Annotated in this window: 15 protein-coding genes and 3 pseudogenes; 15 read left to right on the top strand and 3 right to left on the bottom strand. The window is 56.6% G+C overall.

The window, feature by feature from the left end; all coding sequences use genetic code 11:
• Window positions 1-182 precede the first annotated feature (182 nt).
• Window positions 183-448, bottom strand: a pseudogene (locus BJ928_RS39680) (ISL3 family transposase); the annotation flags it as partial.
• Window positions 449-827: 379 nt separating this feature from the next.
• Here BJ928_RS39680 and BJ928_RS37740 point away from each other — a divergent pair.
• From BJ928_RS37740 to BJ928_RS37720, 5 genes and pseudogenes are all read left to right on the top strand, one after another.
• A pseudogene (locus BJ928_RS37740) lies at window positions 828-1,028 on the top strand (type II toxin-antitoxin system VapB family antitoxin).
• Window positions 1,025-1,402 carry a type II toxin-antitoxin system VapC family toxin gene (locus tag BJ928_RS37735; protein WP_082012071.1) on the top strand — a complete coding sequence of 126 codons (378 nt, stop codon included), beginning with the start codon at window positions 1,025-1,027 and terminating at the stop codon, window positions 1,400-1,402. The pseudogene BJ928_RS37740 and the gene BJ928_RS37735 overlap by 4 nt, the downstream one beginning before the upstream one ends.
• Before the next feature lie 178 nt (window positions 1,403-1,580).
• Window positions 1,581-1,931, top strand: a pseudogene (locus BJ928_RS37730) (ATP-dependent DNA ligase); the annotation flags it as partial.
• A gap of 132 nt (window positions 1,932-2,063) precedes the next feature.
• The gene (locus tag BJ928_RS37725) at window positions 2,064-2,315 is read left to right on the top strand and encodes a type II toxin-antitoxin system prevent-host-death family antitoxin (protein WP_047637081.1); all 252 of its coding nucleotides are present in this window, start codon (window positions 2,064-2,066) and stop codon (window positions 2,313-2,315) included.
• A complete protein-coding gene (locus BJ928_RS37720; protein ID WP_047637089.1) occupies window positions 2,308-2,715 on the top strand; it encodes a hypothetical protein in 408 nt (135 codons plus the stop codon). Before BJ928_RS37725 ends, BJ928_RS37720 begins: the two co-directional genes overlap by 8 nt.
• A 387-nt stretch (window positions 2,716-3,102) precedes the next feature.
• Here the strand turns inward: BJ928_RS37720 and BJ928_RS37715 are convergent, their stop codons facing one another.
• Window positions 3,103-4,125 (bottom strand): LacI family DNA-binding transcriptional regulator, encoded by a 1,023-nt coding sequence (locus BJ928_RS37715; protein ID WP_047637079.1) that lies wholly within the window; start codon window positions 4,123-4,125, stop codon window positions 3,103-3,105.
• Between the two features lie 194 nt (window positions 4,126-4,319).
• The gene (locus BJ928_RS37710) at window positions 4,320-5,075 is read right to left on the bottom strand and encodes an SDR family oxidoreductase (RefSeq protein ID WP_047637078.1); all 756 of its coding nucleotides are present in this window, start codon (window positions 5,073-5,075) and stop codon (window positions 4,320-4,322) included.
• A 559-nt stretch (window positions 5,076-5,634) separates the two neighbouring features.
• Here BJ928_RS37710 and BJ928_RS37705 point away from each other — a divergent pair.
• The 10 genes from BJ928_RS37705 to BJ928_RS37660 all read left to right on the top strand — a co-directional run bounded on the left by BJ928_RS37705 (window position 5,635) and on the right by BJ928_RS37660 (window position 18,435).
• Window positions 5,635-6,306, top strand: coding sequence for a hypothetical protein (locus BJ928_RS37705; protein ID WP_047637075.1), 672 nt, complete (start codon window positions 5,635-5,637; stop codon window positions 6,304-6,306).
• A gap of 143 nt (window positions 6,307-6,449) precedes the next feature.
• The gene (locus tag BJ928_RS37700) at window positions 6,450-7,856 is read left to right on the top strand and encodes an L-fucose/L-arabinose isomerase family protein (RefSeq protein ID WP_082012070.1); all 1,407 of its coding nucleotides are present in this window, start codon (window positions 6,450-6,452) and stop codon (window positions 7,854-7,856) included.
• A gap of 96 nt (window positions 7,857-7,952) precedes the next feature.
• Window positions 7,953-9,911 carry an FAD/NAD(P)-binding protein gene (locus BJ928_RS37695; RefSeq protein WP_183079519.1) on the top strand — a complete coding sequence of 653 codons (1,959 nt, stop codon included), beginning with the start codon at window positions 7,953-7,955 and terminating at the stop codon, window positions 9,909-9,911.
• A 93-nt stretch (window positions 9,912-10,004) separates the two neighbouring features.
• Window positions 10,005-11,051, top strand: a complete 1,047-nt coding sequence (locus tag BJ928_RS37690; RefSeq protein WP_047637072.1) for an aldose epimerase family protein — start codon at window positions 10,005-10,007, stop codon at window positions 11,049-11,051.
• Between the two features lie 77 nt (window positions 11,052-11,128).
• A complete protein-coding gene (locus BJ928_RS37685) occupies window positions 11,129-11,977 on the top strand; it encodes an inositol monophosphatase family protein (protein ID WP_147413989.1) in 849 nt (282 codons plus the stop codon).
• 56 nt (window positions 11,978-12,033) lie between these two features.
• Complete coding sequence (locus BJ928_RS37680; protein WP_047637071.1) at window positions 12,034-12,894, top strand: FAD binding domain-containing protein; 861 nt, start codon at window positions 12,034-12,036, stop codon at window positions 12,892-12,894.
• Between the two features lie 12 nt (window positions 12,895-12,906).
• Window positions 12,907-13,377 carry a (2Fe-2S)-binding protein gene (locus BJ928_RS37675; protein WP_047637068.1) on the top strand — a complete coding sequence of 157 codons (471 nt, stop codon included), beginning with the start codon at window positions 12,907-12,909 and terminating at the stop codon, window positions 13,375-13,377.
• On the top strand, window positions 13,377-15,713 hold the full coding sequence (locus BJ928_RS37670) for a xanthine dehydrogenase family protein molybdopterin-binding subunit (protein ID WP_047637066.1): 2,337 nt from the start codon (window positions 13,377-13,379) through the stop codon (window positions 15,711-15,713). Before BJ928_RS37675 ends, BJ928_RS37670 begins: the two co-directional genes overlap by 1 nt.
• Window positions 15,714-15,756: 43 nt before the next feature.
• On the top strand, window positions 15,757-17,034 hold the full coding sequence (locus tag BJ928_RS37665) for a glycosyltransferase (protein ID WP_047637065.1): 1,278 nt from the start codon (window positions 15,757-15,759) through the stop codon (window positions 17,032-17,034).
• 231 nt (window positions 17,035-17,265) lie between these two features.
• Window positions 17,266-18,435, top strand: coding sequence for an MFS transporter (locus BJ928_RS37660; protein WP_052228079.1), 1,170 nt, complete (start codon window positions 17,266-17,268; stop codon window positions 18,433-18,435).
• Window positions 18,436-18,629 lie beyond the last annotated feature (194 nt).

Raw genomic sequence — 18,629 nt, 5'->3', positions numbered from 1 at the left:
GGGAGGAAAGCGATGGCGCTTGTAACTGACCGGGCTCTTGCTCATCACAGCGAAATAGCCGCAAACCCTTCAGCCCAAGTTAACCTGACATCACCCAAATGACTGGTTTGCGGATCACGCACAGGCGCATTGTCATATGTTCTGCCGGTGCGCCCAATCCAAGCCGGCGCCGCATCACCCTTTTCCTTTTCCGGCTTCTCGGCGCGGCGCCAAGCTGCCAGGAGGCACTCCAGATTAGAAAAGCTGCCGGTGTATCCTCGGTGCTTTATGTCATGAAACAAATGCCGCCCACGGCGGTTACCATCCTTCCAACACTGGGGTGAGGAACGCTTCGTCGGCCATATCCTGTACGACGTGCAATGTCCGAGCTGGTGAGGCCTTCTCTGCTTAAGGCATGTACCGTCTCGCATACATCCTTGCGGGACTGCCGATGTGCCCGGCGAAGTTGATGCGCCCCGGTGTTTCGGGGGTTGGTTCATGCAAGTTTCGATTGCCATGATCAAACGCGATGTCCTCGTCAGGCAGTAGTGCCCTGCCTGTATGCCCCAAAGCTTACATCGACGCTGTCGCAGATGACCCGAGTTCTGGCGACTGTCGATGAGCTGTCGCGGAAGGTGCGAAAGGCGTTGCGGGCATCCTCATGATTACGCCTTATCCAGGCAGCGCTGGCTAGGCGTACCTCAAGCCCGCAGTAGTCGGCTTGCTCTTGAACCAACACAGGTTCCGCCGCTGCTCCGGCCTGCACGCGGCGCTCTATGGGCAGGAATAGAGCGTAGATTTCGTCACCAAATGGTGCTATTCTAAGTGCCTAAAAAAGGAAGCAGATCATGCGATCAACTACCAATCTTGACGACGCACTCATGGACAAGGCGAGACCATTGACTGGTACTCAGGAAACAGCGGCGCTCGTCCGCTAGGCATTGGAGACGCTTGTTCGTGTCGAGTCCGGAAAGCGCCTCGTCGCGCTCGGAGGGACCATTTCCGATGCCGAGTCAGCACCACGCCACCGGAGCACAGCCGTCAACTGATACTAGCAGATACCTCGATCTGGATTGATCATTTCCGCCATGGCGACACCGAGTTGCGAAGGATTATTGAAGAGGATCGTTTGCTTTGCCACCCGGTCGTAGTCGGCGAACTGGCGCTTGGCAGCCTGCGAGATCGCGTTAGTGTGATTACGTTTCTGATGGCCCAGCGCGGCGCGGTCGTCGCAACGCACGACGAAATCATGATCGATCGACACAGCATTTTCAGCATGGGCATTGGCTACACCGATGCCCACTTGCTGGCGTCCGTCCTCCTTGACCAGTGCGCGTCTCTGTGGACCAGAGACAAGCGGCTTCGCGCGGTCGCCGAAAAAGCTGGCGCTTCACTGCACATACCGATCAATGCGCCCCATTAAATACCGATGTCGCACGTCCAAAGGCCTTCGGGTAGGTTTTGCAAACCCTTGGTCTTGAACCGATTTGAACCACCGACCCCACTATTTGAGTTCTGGGGATGTCAAAAATTCGGAAGTAGTGCAAGCACCCGGCAAACGCCCACAACGATGTTTATTGATGAAATCTTGGCTTCTCTTCCAGAGCGACAGCTTTTTCATCGTTGGCTATGAGCCATCCGCTGTTGCACACGGTGGGATCCGCAATTTGTTTCTCGCGGCCTATCGAGGCCACGATCTTGTTTACGTCGGCAACGTCGGAACGGGCTTTAATGAACGAGATGCGACCAGGCTTCGCAAGAATCTGGACAAGCTCAAGACATCCCGGGCGCCGATCGCGCTGAAACAGCGCGGTGTCGTCTGGGTTCAGCCGACACTGATTGCCGAGATCGAGTATCGCGCTTGGACCGATGACGGCAAACTGCGTCACGCTTCATACAAGGGACTCCGGGAGCGGCAGGATAATACCGAGGTCTATCGTCCATCGCGATGAGGTCCGGAACGACCAATGCGGGTTAGAGGCGGCAAAGCCAGTGAGGCAGTTCTTTCGGTCTGGGGCGTTTTGCCCACTTGTCGAAAACAGCTAATTCACCTATTTTAGCTGGACAAAGCAAGGAGATCAGATATGGCGAGCTTTTCCCTGACCGATCTTGGAAACCGTTCCGGTGAGGTCGTTGAAGCAGCGTTTCGCGGTCCGGTCGACATTACCAAGCGTGGCAAGCGCAAATTCGTGCTGCTCACGGCCGAGCAGTTTGATCGTCTGACCGCCAGCACCGCGCAGCGGGCACAGCGGGTTGAGGATCTCGTCGGCGCCGAGCGTGACGAGATCCTGGCTGGCCTCGACGTCGTCGCGCGCGATGGCGGCCGTGATGACTGATGCCCGGCACGGGGACATCATACTCTACTCGTATCTCTGGGCCCGCCAGCATGAACGTGGGGAAGAAAGCGGCCGCAAGGCTCGGCCAACCTGCGTGATGTTGATCCTCGCCGGCAGGGATGGAAGGCCGAAACCGCTGCTGTTCCCGATTACCAGCCAGTCGCCCGCAGCCGGCGCCCGCGCCGTTCAAATACCCGAGACGGAAGCCCGCCGTGCGAAGCTCTACACCCCCGCCTGGGTCATCGTCGACGAGTTCAATACCGATGACCTAGCCACGTCCTGGGCGATCGAGGATCCGAAGCCTCTCGGGCAGTTTTCTCGCAAATTCATGTCGCGCATCGCGGCCGAGGCGGCGGCTGCAATCCGGGCCGGGTCGGTGCGCGGCGTTCCGCGTCGTTAGAAGCCTACGCTTCTGGCAAAAGTTAGTGGCCAGCGCCGGCCCCGTTCGTAGGCGTCCCGATCCCGCTCTTGATGGATGACTTCCTGGTCTGGCCTCGGATCTCCGTCGATCGACCCACTGACGGGGGCACTAGGCAAGCTGCGGCTGCGTAACCCAGTCGATACGCGCTCGAAACGACAAACAATCATAAAGACAGTCAGCGTTCTCGTCTGCCCTCCTGCACCGTTGGTTGCCGAAGTCCCCGCAATTTCAAAGGGTAACGCGACCTAGGATTTGCCGGATCTCAAGTTCGAATCCTATCAAGGCGGCCATTCGCGGGTTTGGTAATAACCCTCGTCGATTGAGCGGAATGACAAATGTCGGAAGTGCAAACTAGGTCCATCGGGCTTACGAGAGGTTCTCGTTTAGGTATATCTCAATGCGAATTGTCTCTTGGCCGGCTAGCAGGGGGGTCTTTTCGATTTTTGCTTTTAAAATGCGGAGCGCGCTGCGCACCTCATGGCCTGCGTCTTGATGAATTATTGCATCAAGGATTCCTGCGTTGAGTGCTCGACGAGTATGTTCTGTCAGCTCGTGTGCAATGACCACGCGTTCCTTGTGCGTGTCGGCAGACAGAACTTCGATGAGACCACGATTTCCGGCGCCCATATTGTAGACGCCGACCACGTCGGCGTGTGTCTGCAAGCATTCGCTCAAATACTCGTGAACTATGCGGCTGTCGTCTTTTCCCTCTATGACAGGCAGGCAGTGCACATGTGCGTAGTCGCTACGGATAATCTGCTCAAAGCCCATGCGGCGCTCCACATGGTCGCGCACCAGCATGGATCCCGCTACCAATGCAATCTTACCTGGTCTCCCGCCTAGAAACTTGCCCATAAGTCTGGCGGCGGTTCGTCCAGCGGCGACATTGTCGATGCCAACATAAGCATCGGATTGAAAAGCAGGAACATCTGAAACGAGCGTGACCACGGGCACATTGTTTCGGCGTAGCCGAGCCAGAGCATCACGAACGGCTACAGCTTCGGTCGCGACTACCGCCACACCGGAGTAGCGCTTGGGGTCTAGGCCGTCCAAGGTCGCCGCTAGCGCTGGGCCATCAAAGGGAGGGACCTTGTATATCGATATCTCGGTACGCTCAGCAGTTGAATGCTGCTTTACAGCTTCGATTTCGGCCTCCAGGCCACGCATGAAGCTATTGGAACCCTCAGGAATGACGAAGGCGAAGTGATAGGCCAGCCCTTTTGCCAAATTCGCAGCAGAAACATCCCTGATATACCCAAGAGCCGCTATCGCAGCCTCGACCTTCGCAATCGTCTTCTCGCGTACTCCTGGGCGCTGATTGAGCACCCTATCAACTGTAGCGAGGCTGACGCCGGCATGCCTCGCCACATCTTGTACCGTAGGGCGCACGTTAAAATCACTCCAGTTCTTAAATCAAAGACTTAAGCTATCTCAATCGCGTTGACGATCAAGGTCTGGAAGGACCTATCCGGTGTTTGCCCCAATCAATTTACGGCCTGGCCATCACTTTGTGTGCGACTCAGAGGCAGCCTCTCAGGGCTTCCGCAGAGGCGATTCTCCGTTAGACGTTGCGGTGCAGCAACTCAGAGTGAGGCGGTCATTCCGCCGTCCACGTATAGGACGTGCCCATTAACGAAAGAAGAGGCGTCGGAGGACAGAAAGATGCAGGCGCCAACCAGCTCCTCGAGTTTTCCCCAGCGGCCAGCCGGTGTACGCTTTGCCAGCCAGTCTGAGAAGGCCGGGTCGGCGATAAGTGCAGCATTCAGCGGTGTATCGAAATAGCCGGGAGCAATCGCGTTGCATTGCAGACCGTGTCTCGCCCAGTCGGTCGCCATCCCCTTGGTGAGGTTGCCGACCGCGCCCTTGGTCGCGGTATAGGGCGCGATGCAAGGGCGAGCGAGTGCAGTCTGAACGCTGGCTATATTGATGATTTTGCCTGCGCCGCGCGCAATCATATGGCGCGCAACGGCTTGCCCGACATTGAAGACCGACGAGATGTTTGTCTTCAACAGCTGATCGAAAGCATCGGCAGGAAAATCTTCCAGAGGCGCACGATGCGTCATGCCGGCGTTGTTGACGAGGATATCGATTGCCCCGGTCTCTGCTTCGAAGGTGTCGATGGCGGCGCGTACGGCCGCATGGTCCGTCGCATCGAAAGCAAGCGTGTGAGACGTTCCAACAATTTGTGCGGCAGCTTCGAGTTTTGCCGGGTAGCGGCCATTCAGAATGATCTCCGCGCCTGCCGCGGCCAGGCCGCGCGCTAGAGCCAAGCCGATTCCCTGTGAGGAACCTGTGATCAGCGCACGTTTCCCTGTGAGATCGAAAAGGTGAATCGTCATGCGTCCTCCTTGAGCATTTATGAGCCTAACGGTCATATCGGAGCGACTTGGATCGGCTGAATTGGTCCTTGTCCAAGGCAATCACAAAAGGCCCTCAACGGAACTCACCTCCCGACCCAGGCCCTCGGCGGAATGCTGGCGGACATTCACGATATGAGGTACGCATAGCATTAATGATCTATATTACCTCAAAACTACGTCAGTAATTTCCCATTTACAACCTGATTCCAGCTGAGAAGTCTGGCTGGGTGTATGGTATTGTCTATATTAACATAGATATTTCATATACTAAGGGTGAACTTTAAGACGCGCGCTGTTTCTGTTGACAGGGCACAACATAATGATGTACGTACCTCGTTATGGACTCGTTTTTTGGTTGCGCCTTCTCTTCTGATGTATTTCGGGGGGTAGGACCGACCTGGGGCATCCTCACCAATCACTGACCGTCAATGTCCGTGGGTGAGATCTTTGCGCAGGATACTGGAGGAGTATGCCCGCGTAAGGCTGCGACAATCGCGCGGGCCCTGGAGTGAAGCGATCTGAACAGGGAGAGGGTAAAATGGTCAAAATAATCGCGATGCTGACGAACAATGATTTGACCGTCGCAAACGCACGAGAAACGTTCGAGGCATCCAGTCACGCGCCGACCCAATACTGGGGCTTCAAGGACACGGGCATCTCGATGCATACCGCGAGTGAATTGGCGAAGCACATCTATGACAAAGGAAAAACACTTGTTTTTGAATCCTTTGGAGAAAAGGAAGACGATTGTCTGCGTGCCGCCGAATTCTCCATAACGAACAATTGCAAATATCTTATTGGGTGCCAGTTCCACACCTCTGTCGTTTCCCTTCTGCAAGGATCGTCAGTGGCATATCTCCCGACTATCGGGCGAAGAGAAGGTATCCCCCGTTATCTCTACGGCAGCATCGAGGAAGTCGTGGGGGACGGACAGCGCGTATTGGCAAGCGGCGCCGATGGAATTTGCCTCTCGATGTACCGATACAAGGATGGTGACCCTAGTGAACTTGGTTCGGCCGCGTTGAGGGCCGTTGGCCAGCGCTCAACCATTATCTCCGGCAGCATCAATACGTTCGACCGCCTAAAGCAAGTGCGAAAGCTACGGCCATGGGGTTTCACCATCGGGTCGGCGCTTTTCGATGAGGCCTTCGGCAAGGGCCTGAATTGGCATGAGCAGATATCAGTTCTGGACGCCGTTCTGACCGCGTGAAGCGTAGGTGCGGCGATCGCCGCACGATCTTACTCAACACCGACCTTCTGCTCGAGCAATCCCGAAACACGCATTCGCTGTCGGCCAGAAATTCAATCTCAAAAATGCACATGAAAACCAGGAAGGACGTAAAAGTGAAGTCGATGACATTTGGTATTGTGGTCGGGAGTCGCGGCTTTTTCCCGGGCCACCTTGCGGCGACTGGTCGCGATCATATGATCCGCGCCCTAGAAAAGGCTGGCCACAAATGCGTTGTCCTCGGCCTTGAAGATACCCAACATGGAGCCGTCCAGTCCTTTGAGGACGCAAAGAAATGCGCCGCTCTTTTCAAGAAGCATCGAGAAGACATTGCTGGGATCATCGTCACGCTTCCGAATTTTGGAGAGGAGCGGCCTATTGCCGACACACTTCGTCTCTCGGGATTGAACGTTCCGGTGCTGATCCAGGCCACTCCAGACGATCCGCAGAAAATGTCAATTCATTGGCGTCGCGATAGCTTCTGCGGAAAAATGTCAGCCTGCAACAACCTGCGACAGTACGGTATTCGCTATTCTCTCACGAAATCGCACTGCGTTGATCCGCTCAGTGATGAGTTCCAAGAGGATCTCTCGCGATTTTCGGCAACCTGTCGCATCGTCGTTGGCTTGCGGGGGTTACGAATTGGCGCCATCGGTGCGCGGCCGCAGGCCTTCAATACCGTTCGCTACAGTGAGAAGCTTCTCGAGGCGGCGGGCATATCAGTCGTCACGCTTGATCTTTCAGAAATCCTCGGAAGAGTGGCGCGGCTCGACGACGGGGCATCGATCGTCACGGAAAAACTTGAGGCGATCAGGAACTACATTTCGGTCGAAGGTGTGCCGCATCCTGCCATTCTACGTCAGGCCAAGCTTGCGGCGGTGACTGAAGAATGGATGAAAGAGGCCGACGTTTCGATCAGCGCGATCCAATGTTGGACCTCGCTGGAAGAAAACTACGGCGTCGTGCCATGCACCATGATGAGCATGATGAGTTCCAAGCTCATGTCGAGTGCATGCGAAGTTGACGTATGCGGGCTGATCGGCATGCATATGCTGGCATTGGCATCTGGTACGCCGAGCGCCCTTCTCGACTGGAACAACAACTACGGCGCGAATGCCAATAAGGCCGTATGTTTCCACTGCAGCAATCTGCCGAAAGAGTTCTTCAAGGACTACAGGATGGATTTCCAGGAGATCATTGCTGGCACCGTTGGCAAAGACAATACGTATGGGACGGTCGACGGATCAATTAAGTCCGGACACATGACCTATATCCGCGTGAGTACCGATGACGCTTCCGGGCGCATCTGTGGTTATGTCGGGGAAGGCAAGTTCACGGACGATCCGTTGGAGACCTTTGGCGGCGCCGGCGTCGTCGAAATTCCCGATATGCAAAAGTTGTTGCGCTATATTTGCGAAAATGGCTTCGAGCACCATGTTGCCGCGAATTTCTCTTCTGTCAGCGATGCCATAGTTGACGCAACTCGCCAGTATCTGGGCTGGGATTTCCATCTGCACGAAGGAAGCAGCTGACGAGAAGTCAGCGAAGGCCCCGAACCGCACCTGCCCAAGGATGTTCGGGTTTCCCATCCAAGAATTGCAAGCCTCCAGCTGCTGATGAAGGTCAAGATGACAGAAGCCATACGCAAGATGTTCGTCAATGCAAGCGGCAGATGGAAACTGCCGAGCAATGACAAGATGGTGCCGGAGCGCATCGCAATCGTCGGCACTGGTCCGCGGGGAATTTCAGTGATCGAAAGGATCGCCAGTAAACTGACTGAAAGACAAACGCTCCGGCCCCTCGTCATTTATGCGATCGACAGCGTGGAGGTCGGGTGTGGCCGGATATGGCGCACCGACCAGCCTGACTGGCTGATCATGAACACCCGCTGCAAGAACGCGACGATGTTCCCGAATGCGCCCGATGAGGGTGCTTGGCGTCCTGGATATGGGCCGACATTTATGGAGTGGTGGCGCCAGGTTGATACCAATTACCCTGGTCCTTCGGGATATGCCCCAAGAGGCCTCTACGGCAAGTATTTGAAGTTTGTTCTGGATGCGGTCGAGTTGAACTTGCCTGACAACATGTCGCTCGAACGCGTGCAGGATCGGGTTGTCAACATCACCGAACATACCGACCAATACGAGCTGACATTTGAATCCGGGCGCAGCGCACTGCATGTCGACCGTCTCATAGTTTGCTCGGGCTATCCTCATCGCGAGAAAAGCAAACATGCGGAGAACATGGCAGGCTCGTCGGTACGGCACCTGACCTCTTTTGACATCCTCGAGACTTTTCAAAGTGGATTGTCATTGCCACTCGACCTTAGTGGACAGGTCATTGGTATCAGGGGCCTTGGCCTTTCCTTCTACGATGTCTTGTCGGAGCTGACGATAGGTCGTGGCGGCAGGTATGTTGTCGAACAAGGCACTCTTCAATACGTCCCGAGCGGCAACGAGCCGAAGCTGATTGTCGCCGGCTCGCGAGGCGGGCTTCCATTGCCGGTGCGTGGCAAAGACGATCGCCCAGCCAATCTCGTTTATGTGCCGCAGTTCTTCACAGCCTCGCGCGTTGCAAGCATACGCGCGAACGGTCCGGCATGTTTCCGTTCCAGCTACCTGCCGTGGATTACGGCGGAAGTGAACCTTGTCTATGTCGAGAAGGTTCTTGGTTCCGATCAATATGGCCAGTTTCGCAAGACGCTCGACGCAAGGGAGCTGACCTCGGACACCGTCATGGATGCGATGTCAGAGCTGGCAAGACCTTATGGCATCGACAAGCTCCTGGACCTCGAAGCGCTTGCTGCGCCATTCCAGGGGTTGTCCTTCGACAACCAGGACGAGTTCAGGCGGGCTATTGTTTCGGTCGTTGGCGAGGATGTTGCCCGGGCGGACCGTGGTGAATTCAACGATCCGATTAAGGCCGCTCTCGACGTGCTCCGGCATATCAGGCCCACTATCCGCAAAGCCGTGGATTTGGGCGGACTAACTCGCTCGTCCCACCATGATTTCATAACAAAGGTGGCGCGGACGATTGCATTCTTGTCGTCCGGCCCCTCCCGGACACGGGCAAAGCAACTATTGGCTCTTATTCAATACGGAAAGCTGGAGTTGCTTGGCCCGTCTGCGACTTTTCGCAAAACTGAAGAAGCGGCTGTTGTCGCCTCTTCTGACAAGGTCAAAGACTATAGTATCGAGATCGATGTTCTCATCGACGCATACGTTGCGGCGCCGAACGTTGATCTGGATGAGAATCCGGTAATTCGTAGCCTCGCCGATGCAGGAATCCTTAGAAACTTCATGGGGGTAGGGGGCGCTGAAGTGACCAGTAAGCCATTTCACCCGATCACGGTCAACGGAGAGGTCAAGGATCGGATACATGTGCTCGGGATTCCGACGGAATCGGCCAGGTGGTTTTTGCATGTCGGCCTTGTGGAGCCGGGTGCATGGGACGAATTCATCGACGACGCTGATGCGATTGCCAATACGTCGATCCAGAACCTCGTGTTTGGTGCGCCGGAGGCGGGTTCATTCGAGAACGACCTACCAACGAACGGCAACTTGGACCCGGACAAATATCTGAACTGACCACGCAGATAACGCTGGCCCCTGTGGTGCCTCGCCGTGACGGAAGCTTCGACCACGGCTCTTTCTTCGAACACAAAACAGACGGAAGATGAAATGAACGATCGTGTATTTGGGCAAGCCGACGGCGTCGATATCCATGAGGTCACCTTACGCTCGGAGACGGGTGCAGAGGCGAAAATCCTGACCTGGGGGGCTGCCGTCCGTGATCTGTTGATCCCAACCGCTCTGGGCCAACAACGGGTGGTCATTGGCTTCAATACGATTGACGACTATGTGGCTGACACCGCTCACGCTGGCGCGATCGCAGGGCGCTTTGCCAACAGGATCGCTCAGGGCCGCTTTGAAATCGACGGGCAAGCTCATCAGTTGCCGCTCAATCAGGATGGGAAACACACCTTGCATGGCGGCGGCGACGGCCTGGGCTTCAGTCGGCGCCCATGGACGCTCCAGGGTTACGATGCATCATCGGTGACGATGTCGCTCCAATCCGAGGACGGCGAGGCCGGCTTTCCCGGCAATTTGCGTGTTCAGTGCGTCTATCGCCTGTTGGCCCCGGCAACCTTGCGTGTCGAGCTGACTGCGACGACAGACGCACCGACGCTCTGCAATCTTGCCAGCCATGGATACTTCAATCTCGAACTGCCGGTCGGGTTTGAAAATGCACCCGTTCCAAGCGCAATCGACCATGAATTCGTCGTCGAAGCGGATTTCTATACGCCAGTCAATGACGACCTTATCCCTACCGGCGAAATCCGCTCGACAGTCGGTACGCCGTTCGACTTTCACTGGGCAAGACCGCTACGCAATCCGCTGGGTGTCAAATACGATCTCGGTTTCGTCCTGCGAGAGAGGCCTTCGCCGGCCGCAGAACTGATCCATGCAGCGACACTCTACGGCCGCAAGACCGGAATGGCCATGGATGTCCATACAACTGAGCCGCACCTGCAATTATACGACGGCGGGAGTTTCAATGGGCCGCCTGTGGGACTCGACGGCGCTCGATATGGGAAGCACTGCGGCATCTGTGTGGAACCACAGCGCTATCCCGATAGCCCTAACCGCAGCCATTTCTCCGACGCTGTGCTGCGTCCCGGCGAAATATATCGGCAGGTGACAGAATACCAGTTTCGTGCGGCGTAGCTCCCATGGGACAAGAAATTTGCTTCTTTTCATATCGGGCCAAGGACCCTTTTGTGACGAAATAAAATGCTAAGCCATTGAATAAGATCAACAAGGGAGGTGTTGAAGCAATGATGCAAGAAGAGAAAACGCTCGTATTGATGCAAATCGTAGCCGAGGCGACCGTTCAGGCCGCTGGCCGGCTCGCATTGTCGTACCTGACCGAGAACAAGCCCTTGGAAATTGAAACCAAGGGACCGCAGGACTTTGTGACGGCGGTGGACAAGCATGTGGAATTACTGATCCGAAACCGACTGCGTCAGGCCTTTCCGGACCATACCATATTGGGTGAAGAATTCGGCCTGGACAAGGAAGGCGCGCGTGTCGTCTGGATTCTGGACCCGATCGACGGCACGTCGAATTTCATGCGCCATCGACCGAGTTGGTGTGTATCGATCGGCGCCACGATAGAGGGTAAACCGGCGCTTGGCGTTATCTTCGATCCCATCAACGATGAGATGTTCAGCGCGGCAGTGGGTCGGGGTGCGACGCGCAATGGTCAACCTATCTCCGTCAATCAAGACACGACGCTTAACAAGTCGGTATTCGGAGTGGGTTTTACGTCGGGCAAAAGCGTTGCGGCGCATGCCCAGCAGATCAGCCATATTCTCGATCACGGTTGTGAGTACCGCCGCTTCGGTTCGTCCGCGATGATGCTTGCCCATGTCGCAGACGGCCGGCTGGATGGTTACGCTGACGCGCGCACCAGCGTCTGGGACGTGATCGCGGGGCTTGTGTTGGTACGCGAGGCCGGTGGTGTCGTTCAAGATTTCATTGAGAGCGGGGCCGAAAGCGGCTCGATCTTGGCCGCGGCGCCCGGTGCCGCCGAGACGGCGTCGCTTCTGTTGGCTATCGACCAGCAAGGCGGTTTCGAGCGGCGTGTTTGACGCTCCAAAGGCAGCGGCATCGCACAGCACCTCATTCGCACAGGTCTGGAGAAAGCATGCAAAATCACCAAAAGACCGACCTATATCAACCAGAAACAATAGCGCACTCTTTGGCTATTCTGGCGGAACTGGGCTCGCGTGGGGCAGTCATGGCCGGCGGCACATGGATCATGAGGGCGCCGCTGCGTAACGAGGCGTTGGCGCAAGCTTACGTTACGATCGCGCGGATACCAGAGCTGCACCAGGTCGTGGTCAATGATACTCACGTCACGATTGGTAGCGGCGTAACCCATGCTCAGCTTGCACGTGACCTTCAGGCGGTTCCGCAGTTAGGTGGCCTGATGGCCGCGGCAGGCGACTCTGCTAATCCGGCCGTGCGCCAAGCCGCAACAGTGGGCGGCAATCTCTGTGCCGTGGGCTTCTCTGCTGCGGATATTGTGCCGGCACTCCTCTGTCAGGATGCTGAGGTCGAACTCGAGACCCTGGAGGGCGGCCGTCGGCGCATGGGTTTGGCTGCCTTCCTGAAAAATTGGGATACACTCCGGCCCACCTCTCTGTTGCTTCATGTTCTCGTGCCAAGACGTCATGCAATCTCTGCTCATGCTCGCTTGCCGCTCCGAAAGGCAGGTGACTATCCGGTAGCGATTGTAAGCGTCTCGGTCGAGCGACGGCAGGACGGATCGATCGGCAATGCCGCCGTTGGTATCGGATCCGTCGAGGCCGCTGTGCGACGATGGAGCAGCCTCGAAGAGGCGATTTCAGGTCTCCCATTCAACTCGCCCCTCATTCAGCAATACGCGTCGGACCGTGCCAGCGAATTTGTCGGACGAGAAGGGCCTGAGGTGCCTGGATGGTATCGCGTGCATGTGCTGCCAGCCTTGGTGCGACGCGCCTTCGAAAAACTACAGAAACACTAGTCGGGGGCAAGAATGTCGATCCTTATCAATGTGAATGGTGAAGAGCGCGTCTTCGACGGCGAAGTGGTGACGCCGCTTCTGGATGTTTTGCGCAATACCCTGTTTCTCACCGGCGCTAAGGATGTGTGCCGCGAGGGCTTTTGCGGGGCGTGCATGGTCCATGTCGACGGTGTGGCCATGGCGTCTTGCCTGATCCCTATAGGCCTAGCCAGAGACAAGCGGATAGTGACGATCGAAGGGCTGGGGCGTGATGACCACCTCTCCCCTTTGCAGCAAGCCCTCGAAGATCTCGATGCGGTCCAATGCGGAATGTGCTTTCCCGGCATGGTCATGAGCCTGACGAAGTTTCTCGAGGAGAAACCGGCTGCAACACGCAATGAAATCAAGCGTAGTCTCACCGGGAATGTCTGCCGGTGCACCGGCTACGAACGCATCATCGATGCTGCGCTTGCGCTATGCCAGGAACAAGGATCGAAGAGCTGATGTCGGACGCAGAACCTTCGAATGCAGTGGTGAATTTCGCCAGGCGAGATGCCCGGGATAAACTGCGTGGACGAACCCGCTTTACCGTGGATCAGGTCGGACCTGGCACATTGCATGGCTTCATTTTGCGCGCGACCGTGCCGTCTGCGCGGATCGTGAAGCTGGACACGTCTGCCGCGCGGAAAATGCCTGGGGTAAGAGCCATCGTGACCGCGCAGGATGCGCCTGGCAAATTCGGCATCGGCATTGCCGACCAATCTTTGTTCGCAGGGGATGTCGTGCGATATCACGGCGAACCAATCGCAGCCATTGCGGCAGACACGCTACAGCAAGCGAAAGAGGCCGCGGCCGCCATCGATGTCGGCCTGGAGGCTATTCCTTCGGTACTCACCATGGCCGACGCCCTGGCTCCTGATGCGCCGCTCGTCCACGAGGATTGGAAAAACTATGACGTGATCCTTGAAGCTGAAGGTGCCAAGCGTGGCGGCAACATAGCCTGGGAGGCCACCGTCCATCGAGGAGACACCGATGCGGCTTTCTCACGCAATGACGTGCACATCATAGAAAGCTCCTACCGTGTCGGTCGTCAAATCCACATGCAACTGGAGCCTCGCGCCGCCATTGCTTCTTGCGAAGACGGGCGGATCCATCTCATCGCCTCGACACAGGCGCCCTGGACTGTGAAGAACGTGACGGCAAGGACCCTCGGCCTGCCTCCGTCACAAGTTCGGGTTACAACGCCCCCCGTGGGCGGTGGGTTTGGGGTGAAATACGGTTGCTCCGTTGAGCCTTACGCTGCGGCACTCGCACGCGCGACGGGGCAAACGGTTGTTTTAATCAACTCGCGTCAGGAGGAAATCCAGACCTGCCTTTGCCGGGAGAACGCTGACATCCATATCCGCTCCGCTGTGACGGGAGATGGCCAAATCGTCGGTCGTGAAGCGACAGTATTGATGGATTGCGGTGCCTATGGGGGCGAGCAGATATATCTAACGACGATGACTGCGCATACGCTCGGAGCAGGGTATCGGCTGGGCGCGGTCAAGATGACAAGTCGCGCAGTGTATACCCACACGGCTCCCAATGGGGCATTTCGCGCCTGCAATGGTGTTTATAATATCTTTGCCCTTGAGCGTCACACAGACGAGATTTGCGGCGCGATCGGGATGGATCCGCTGGAGTTCCGCCGGCGGAATGTTCTCGGCGACGGGGATATCGGGTCGACAGGACAGGTCTTTGAGGGAAATGTTCTCGGTCCGATGCTCGATTGCATGGAAGCGATGTCCAAATCCGCAGCATCGAGAAAGAGCGATGCCGAAGGCCGCCTGTACGGCAGAGCAGTCACCGTAGGAACATGGTTTGTCTTTGTCGGACCTTCCGCGGCGACCGTCAATCTCAACCCCGACGGAAGCGCCACGGTTGTGACAGCCGGAGTGGAGATCGGCCAGGGAACGATGATGCAGTCTTTGCCGCAAATTGTCGCGGCAAAGTTGGGTCTGCACCCCGAAGATATCATTGTCAAAGCAGCCGATACCGATGCGGCCGGCTTCGATGTTGGTGTTGGTGGGGGGCGGACGACGGTCTCTCTTGGTTCCGCCACCTCCGTCGCCTGCGACGAGGTGCGCAAGAAAATTCTCGATGTCGCAAGCGAGATGCTACAGACCAGTCCCGAGCACCTGGTTCTTCAGAACGGTCGTGTGGAAATCGTCGGAAGGAAAGGAGCCGGCACCGCGATCGCCAATGTTGCCGAGCACGCTCAGTCGCTAAGCGGTCCCATATCCGGCAGCGGCTCGTTCACACGCCCTGGTGTCCCGTCGATGCCGGGTTGTGCGGCCGGCCACTTTCTTGATGCGATCGACATGCCGGTGTTCGCGGTGCACGAGTGCGAGGTAGCCGTTGATCCCGACACGGGTCACGTCGAGGTCTTGAGCTACCGGGTTGTTCAGGATGTCGGGCGTGCGCTCAATCCGCGTGCAATCCATGGGCAAATCCAGGGCGGTGTCACCCAGGGTCTTGGATATGCCCTTCACGAAGAGGTGACGCTCGATGCGGATGGGCAAATCTCCCAGTCAGGTTTCGGAAGCTATCGCGTACCGTTGGCTCAGGACGTCATTCCAGTCGAAATCGTGCTCCACGAGGGGGCTCCGTCAATCGGTCCTTTCGGCACGAAAGGGGCTGGCGAAGTCCCGATATTGAACGTCGGCGCCACGATTGCAGGCGCAGTCGCTAACGCTACCGGGAAAAATGTTCAGGAACTGCCGCTGACGCCGCCCCGCGTTCTTGCGCTCATGCTCGACAAAACCGAGGCCCTCGATCTGCGACATATGTCTTGCTAGAGGGCAATCGCAACGCAAAACCAGATTGGAGTGTTAGGCCGATATGACCGCTGTAAAAACTACCAAAATTGTTCCCGATAACGATTATGTTGTCCGTTTCCTAAGCTCGTGGACCTATCGCGCGAATGCATTTCGCATCGCAGACTCGCTGGTAGCTGAGTCTATCAAAGACAGGGACACGATCCTCAAGCTTGCCGAAAATGATGAGATCCTCACGGAGCTCGTTAGTTTCCTGGCTGAGGCCCGACGGTTCGTCCTTACCGTTTCCGATGAACTCAGCGTTGCGGTCGTTTTCGCGGTTTGGAAAGAGGTTCGGCGTCTGCAACCGCATTCTCCTGAAAATCCAACTGGTGAAGATGCCTTGCGAGCCAAAGTTGCGGAACTAGAGTGGTTGTTTCGCGATACGCCAATCACCTGGAGCATCTACATTGTTGATGACGAATGCCCCGAGGACAGTCTCGATGTCGCTCACGGTATCGTTGACGCTTTTAAGTGGAAGAATGTCGTTCTTCTAAAGCTTCGAGATGCTTTGCCGTCGCCCGAATTGCCTTTGTCCAAGCTCGACGGAGCATCGTCTTCGACCAAGGGCGGCGCGATTCTACATGGAATGCAACGAGCCGCCCATGACGGGCATGACTATGTCATGTATACGGATTGCGACAATAGCAATCATCTTGGGCAGATTGGCCTTTTCCTCCGAGAACTGGTGGGCAACGGAAAAAAGGCGGCCATCGGGGACCGTCGTGCCACTCGCATCTCCGAATGGCAGACGACCAGGGAAAGCGAGTCCTACGCCAACTACATTTTGAAGCGCGTTCATGCCCTACTCGATTTTGACCTGTTGCTTGGAGACGTAACTTGTCCCTTCAAGATGTTCGAGCGGGAGTATCTGCTGGCTCTTCTGCGAAATATGGACGTGTTTGACTTTTGCGTCGACTTCGACATCGTCGGATATCTTAAGACGAGCCGCGCGCCGGTGGCGATTATCCCCATCGTGTCGGTAGATTCCGATCTTGAAACAACGTGGATCGCTCTGACCAATATAAAGGTCTGGTGGCAAAAGCTTCATGGTTTCATCTATGTAATTGAAAAATATAATCTCCCGCACAATGAGGAAGTCGCGAGACTTGTCCGAGAGAAATTATGGACCACTGCGAACATCGAGAAAGTCCTTGAGACGGCCAGCGCTGGAATATCGTCAAATGGTCGAACGCTGACAGCCGACGATGTGCTTGAAATGTCATTCGAGGAGGCTGAGCCCTGGATTCGATCGGTACTGAGCGACCCACGCGAGCCGGCGGTCTCCCAGGGCGCGCGGTGACGTTCGGCGGCTGACGGGCGCCGCTGCGCGAGCGGGCCTTCAAAATTAGGCCGAACCTGATGGCCTGAGCAATCCACGCCTGACCGCATCTGTGCTGCCGAACGGCCTTGATGCCAATGAGGGGCACGGCAGTAGACGCTCGACAAACCGGAGACGTCATGTCGGGGAGGCTGCCGGCGTGAAATCTGAAACGCACAATCTGGCAGAATTTCGAAGATTGGAGGTATCGACGTGACATCGAACGAAAGACTGATCGCGCTCCGACTTGGCCGCCGCGCGGCGGCGGCCCTATTTTTTATCAATGGCTTTGTTGTTGGCAGCTGGGCGCCACAGATTCCGAGCTTCGTTTCCAGGCTTGGCATCAGCGAATTTACGCTTGGCCTGCTGATTTTCTGCTTTGGTGTCGGCGCGCTGCTTGCCATGACGCTGGCAGGCCAATTGATCGCTCATTGGGGATCGCGCCAAACACTGCGCCTGTTTGCTCTGCCGGTCGTTATTATGTTGCCGATGATAGCGCAGACGTCCGATATCTGGATCGCGGCGATCGTACTCACTGTTTTCGGTGGCGTCATCGGTGGCATGGATGTTGCCATGAACGCCAATGTCGTGGCGATTGAAAAGCAATTGGGACGCGCGATCATGTCGTCGTCGCATGGCTTCTGGAGCCTCGGCGGCTTCGCAGGGGGCGGCTTGGGCGGCATCGCCATTCAGGCATTCGGCCCTCTCAATCACGCCGTCATTGTCGCTGGTCTTTCTGCTATCGGGCTAGCGCTGGCTTACGCCCATCTCGCGGAAGACACCGCTCAACCGCGCCAGGAAAGTCGTTACCGTTTTACTCTGCCCAATCAATCGACGATCTATATTATCGGCGCGATGGCGCTCCTGTCGATGAGCGCCGAAGGCTCGGTGCTAAATTGGTCGGCTCTGTACCTGCAAAAAGAACTTCTGGCCGACACCGCGACGGCAGGCTTCGCCTTTGCAGGCTTTTCCGGCGCGATGGCGCTCACGCGGTTTGGCGGTGACAGCATCCGCAATCGCTTTGGTGCTGTCGCGACTTTCCGTCTGTCCGGCATTGCCGCGGCCGCCGGCATGCTGGCTGTCGGTCTCTCCCCCTGGCCGTGGCTGGCAATCGCGGCCTTCGCCTTTTGCGGGATTGGATTGGCAAATCTGGCGCCAATTCTCTTTTCGACAGCCGGCAATCAGCCCGGACTGAACGCCGGCGTTAGCCTGAGCGTTTTAACTACAATGGGCCACTCGGGTATTCTGTTGGTGCCGTCCCTCATCGGTTTTGTTGGCGGACTGGTTGGCCTCGCGCCGGTCTATATCGCAGTGGCGATCCTGCTTGGGGTTGTCAGTTTGCTCTCTGGCAAGACCGCTGCTGCCGACGCCGCTTCTTGTTGAGTTTATGCGGAAGTGGCCCGTCTAAACCGATTGGTGCTGGTTCATTGGAAAGGATGTTTAAGAAGGAAGAGTCGTGGTTACAGCTGAAGACACTGCAATGGTGATGTCAGGTTAAGTTCCAGAGCTACGGATCGGGCATTTTGCTGAGCGATCAGGCGTCGATTCCGGCGACGCCCTTCCAATGTGCCATCGCC

The organism is Rhizobium sp. WW_1 (genome assembly GCF_003610155.1).
Taxonomy (GTDB): Bacteria; Pseudomonadota; Alphaproteobacteria; order Rhizobiales; family Rhizobiaceae; genus Rhizobium; species Rhizobium tropici_A.
This window is presented reverse-complemented; position numbering and strand designations above follow the sequence as displayed.

Bases quoted from the DNA above. Each gene is read 5' to 3' on its own strand.
- BJ928_RS37665 (WP_047637065.1), top strand. From the start codon at position 15,757: ATGACCGCTGTAAAAACTACCAAAATTGTTCCCGATAACGATTATGTT.
- BJ928_RS37725 (WP_047637081.1), top strand. From the start codon at position 2,064: ATGGCGAGCTTTTCCCTGACCGATCTTGGAAACCGTTCCGGTGAGGTC.
- BJ928_RS37695 (WP_183079519.1), top strand. From the start codon at position 7,953: ATGACAGAAGCCATACGCAAGATGTTCGTCAATGCAAGCGGCAGATGG.
- BJ928_RS37720 (WP_047637089.1), top strand. From the start codon at position 2,308: ATGACTGATGCCCGGCACGGGGACATCATACTCTACTCGTATCTCTGG.
- BJ928_RS37670 (WP_047637066.1), top strand. From the start codon at position 13,377: ATGTCGGACGCAGAACCTTCGAATGCAGTGGTGAATTTCGCCAGGCGA.
- BJ928_RS37680 (WP_047637071.1), top strand. From the start codon at position 12,034: ATGCAAAATCACCAAAAGACCGACCTATATCAACCAGAAACAATAGCG.
- BJ928_RS37710 (WP_047637078.1), bottom strand. From the start codon at position 5,075: ATGACGATTCACCTTTTCGATCTCACAGGGAAACGTGCGCTGATCACA.
- BJ928_RS37690 (WP_047637072.1), top strand. From the start codon at position 10,005: ATGAACGATCGTGTATTTGGGCAAGCCGACGGCGTCGATATCCATGAG.
- BJ928_RS37675 (WP_047637068.1), top strand. From the start codon at position 12,907: ATGTCGATCCTTATCAATGTGAATGGTGAAGAGCGCGTCTTCGACGGC.
- BJ928_RS37700 (WP_082012070.1), top strand. From the start codon at position 6,450: ATGACATTTGGTATTGTGGTCGGGAGTCGCGGCTTTTTCCCGGGCCAC.
- BJ928_RS37705 (WP_047637075.1), top strand. From the start codon at position 5,635: ATGGTCAAAATAATCGCGATGCTGACGAACAATGATTTGACCGTCGCA.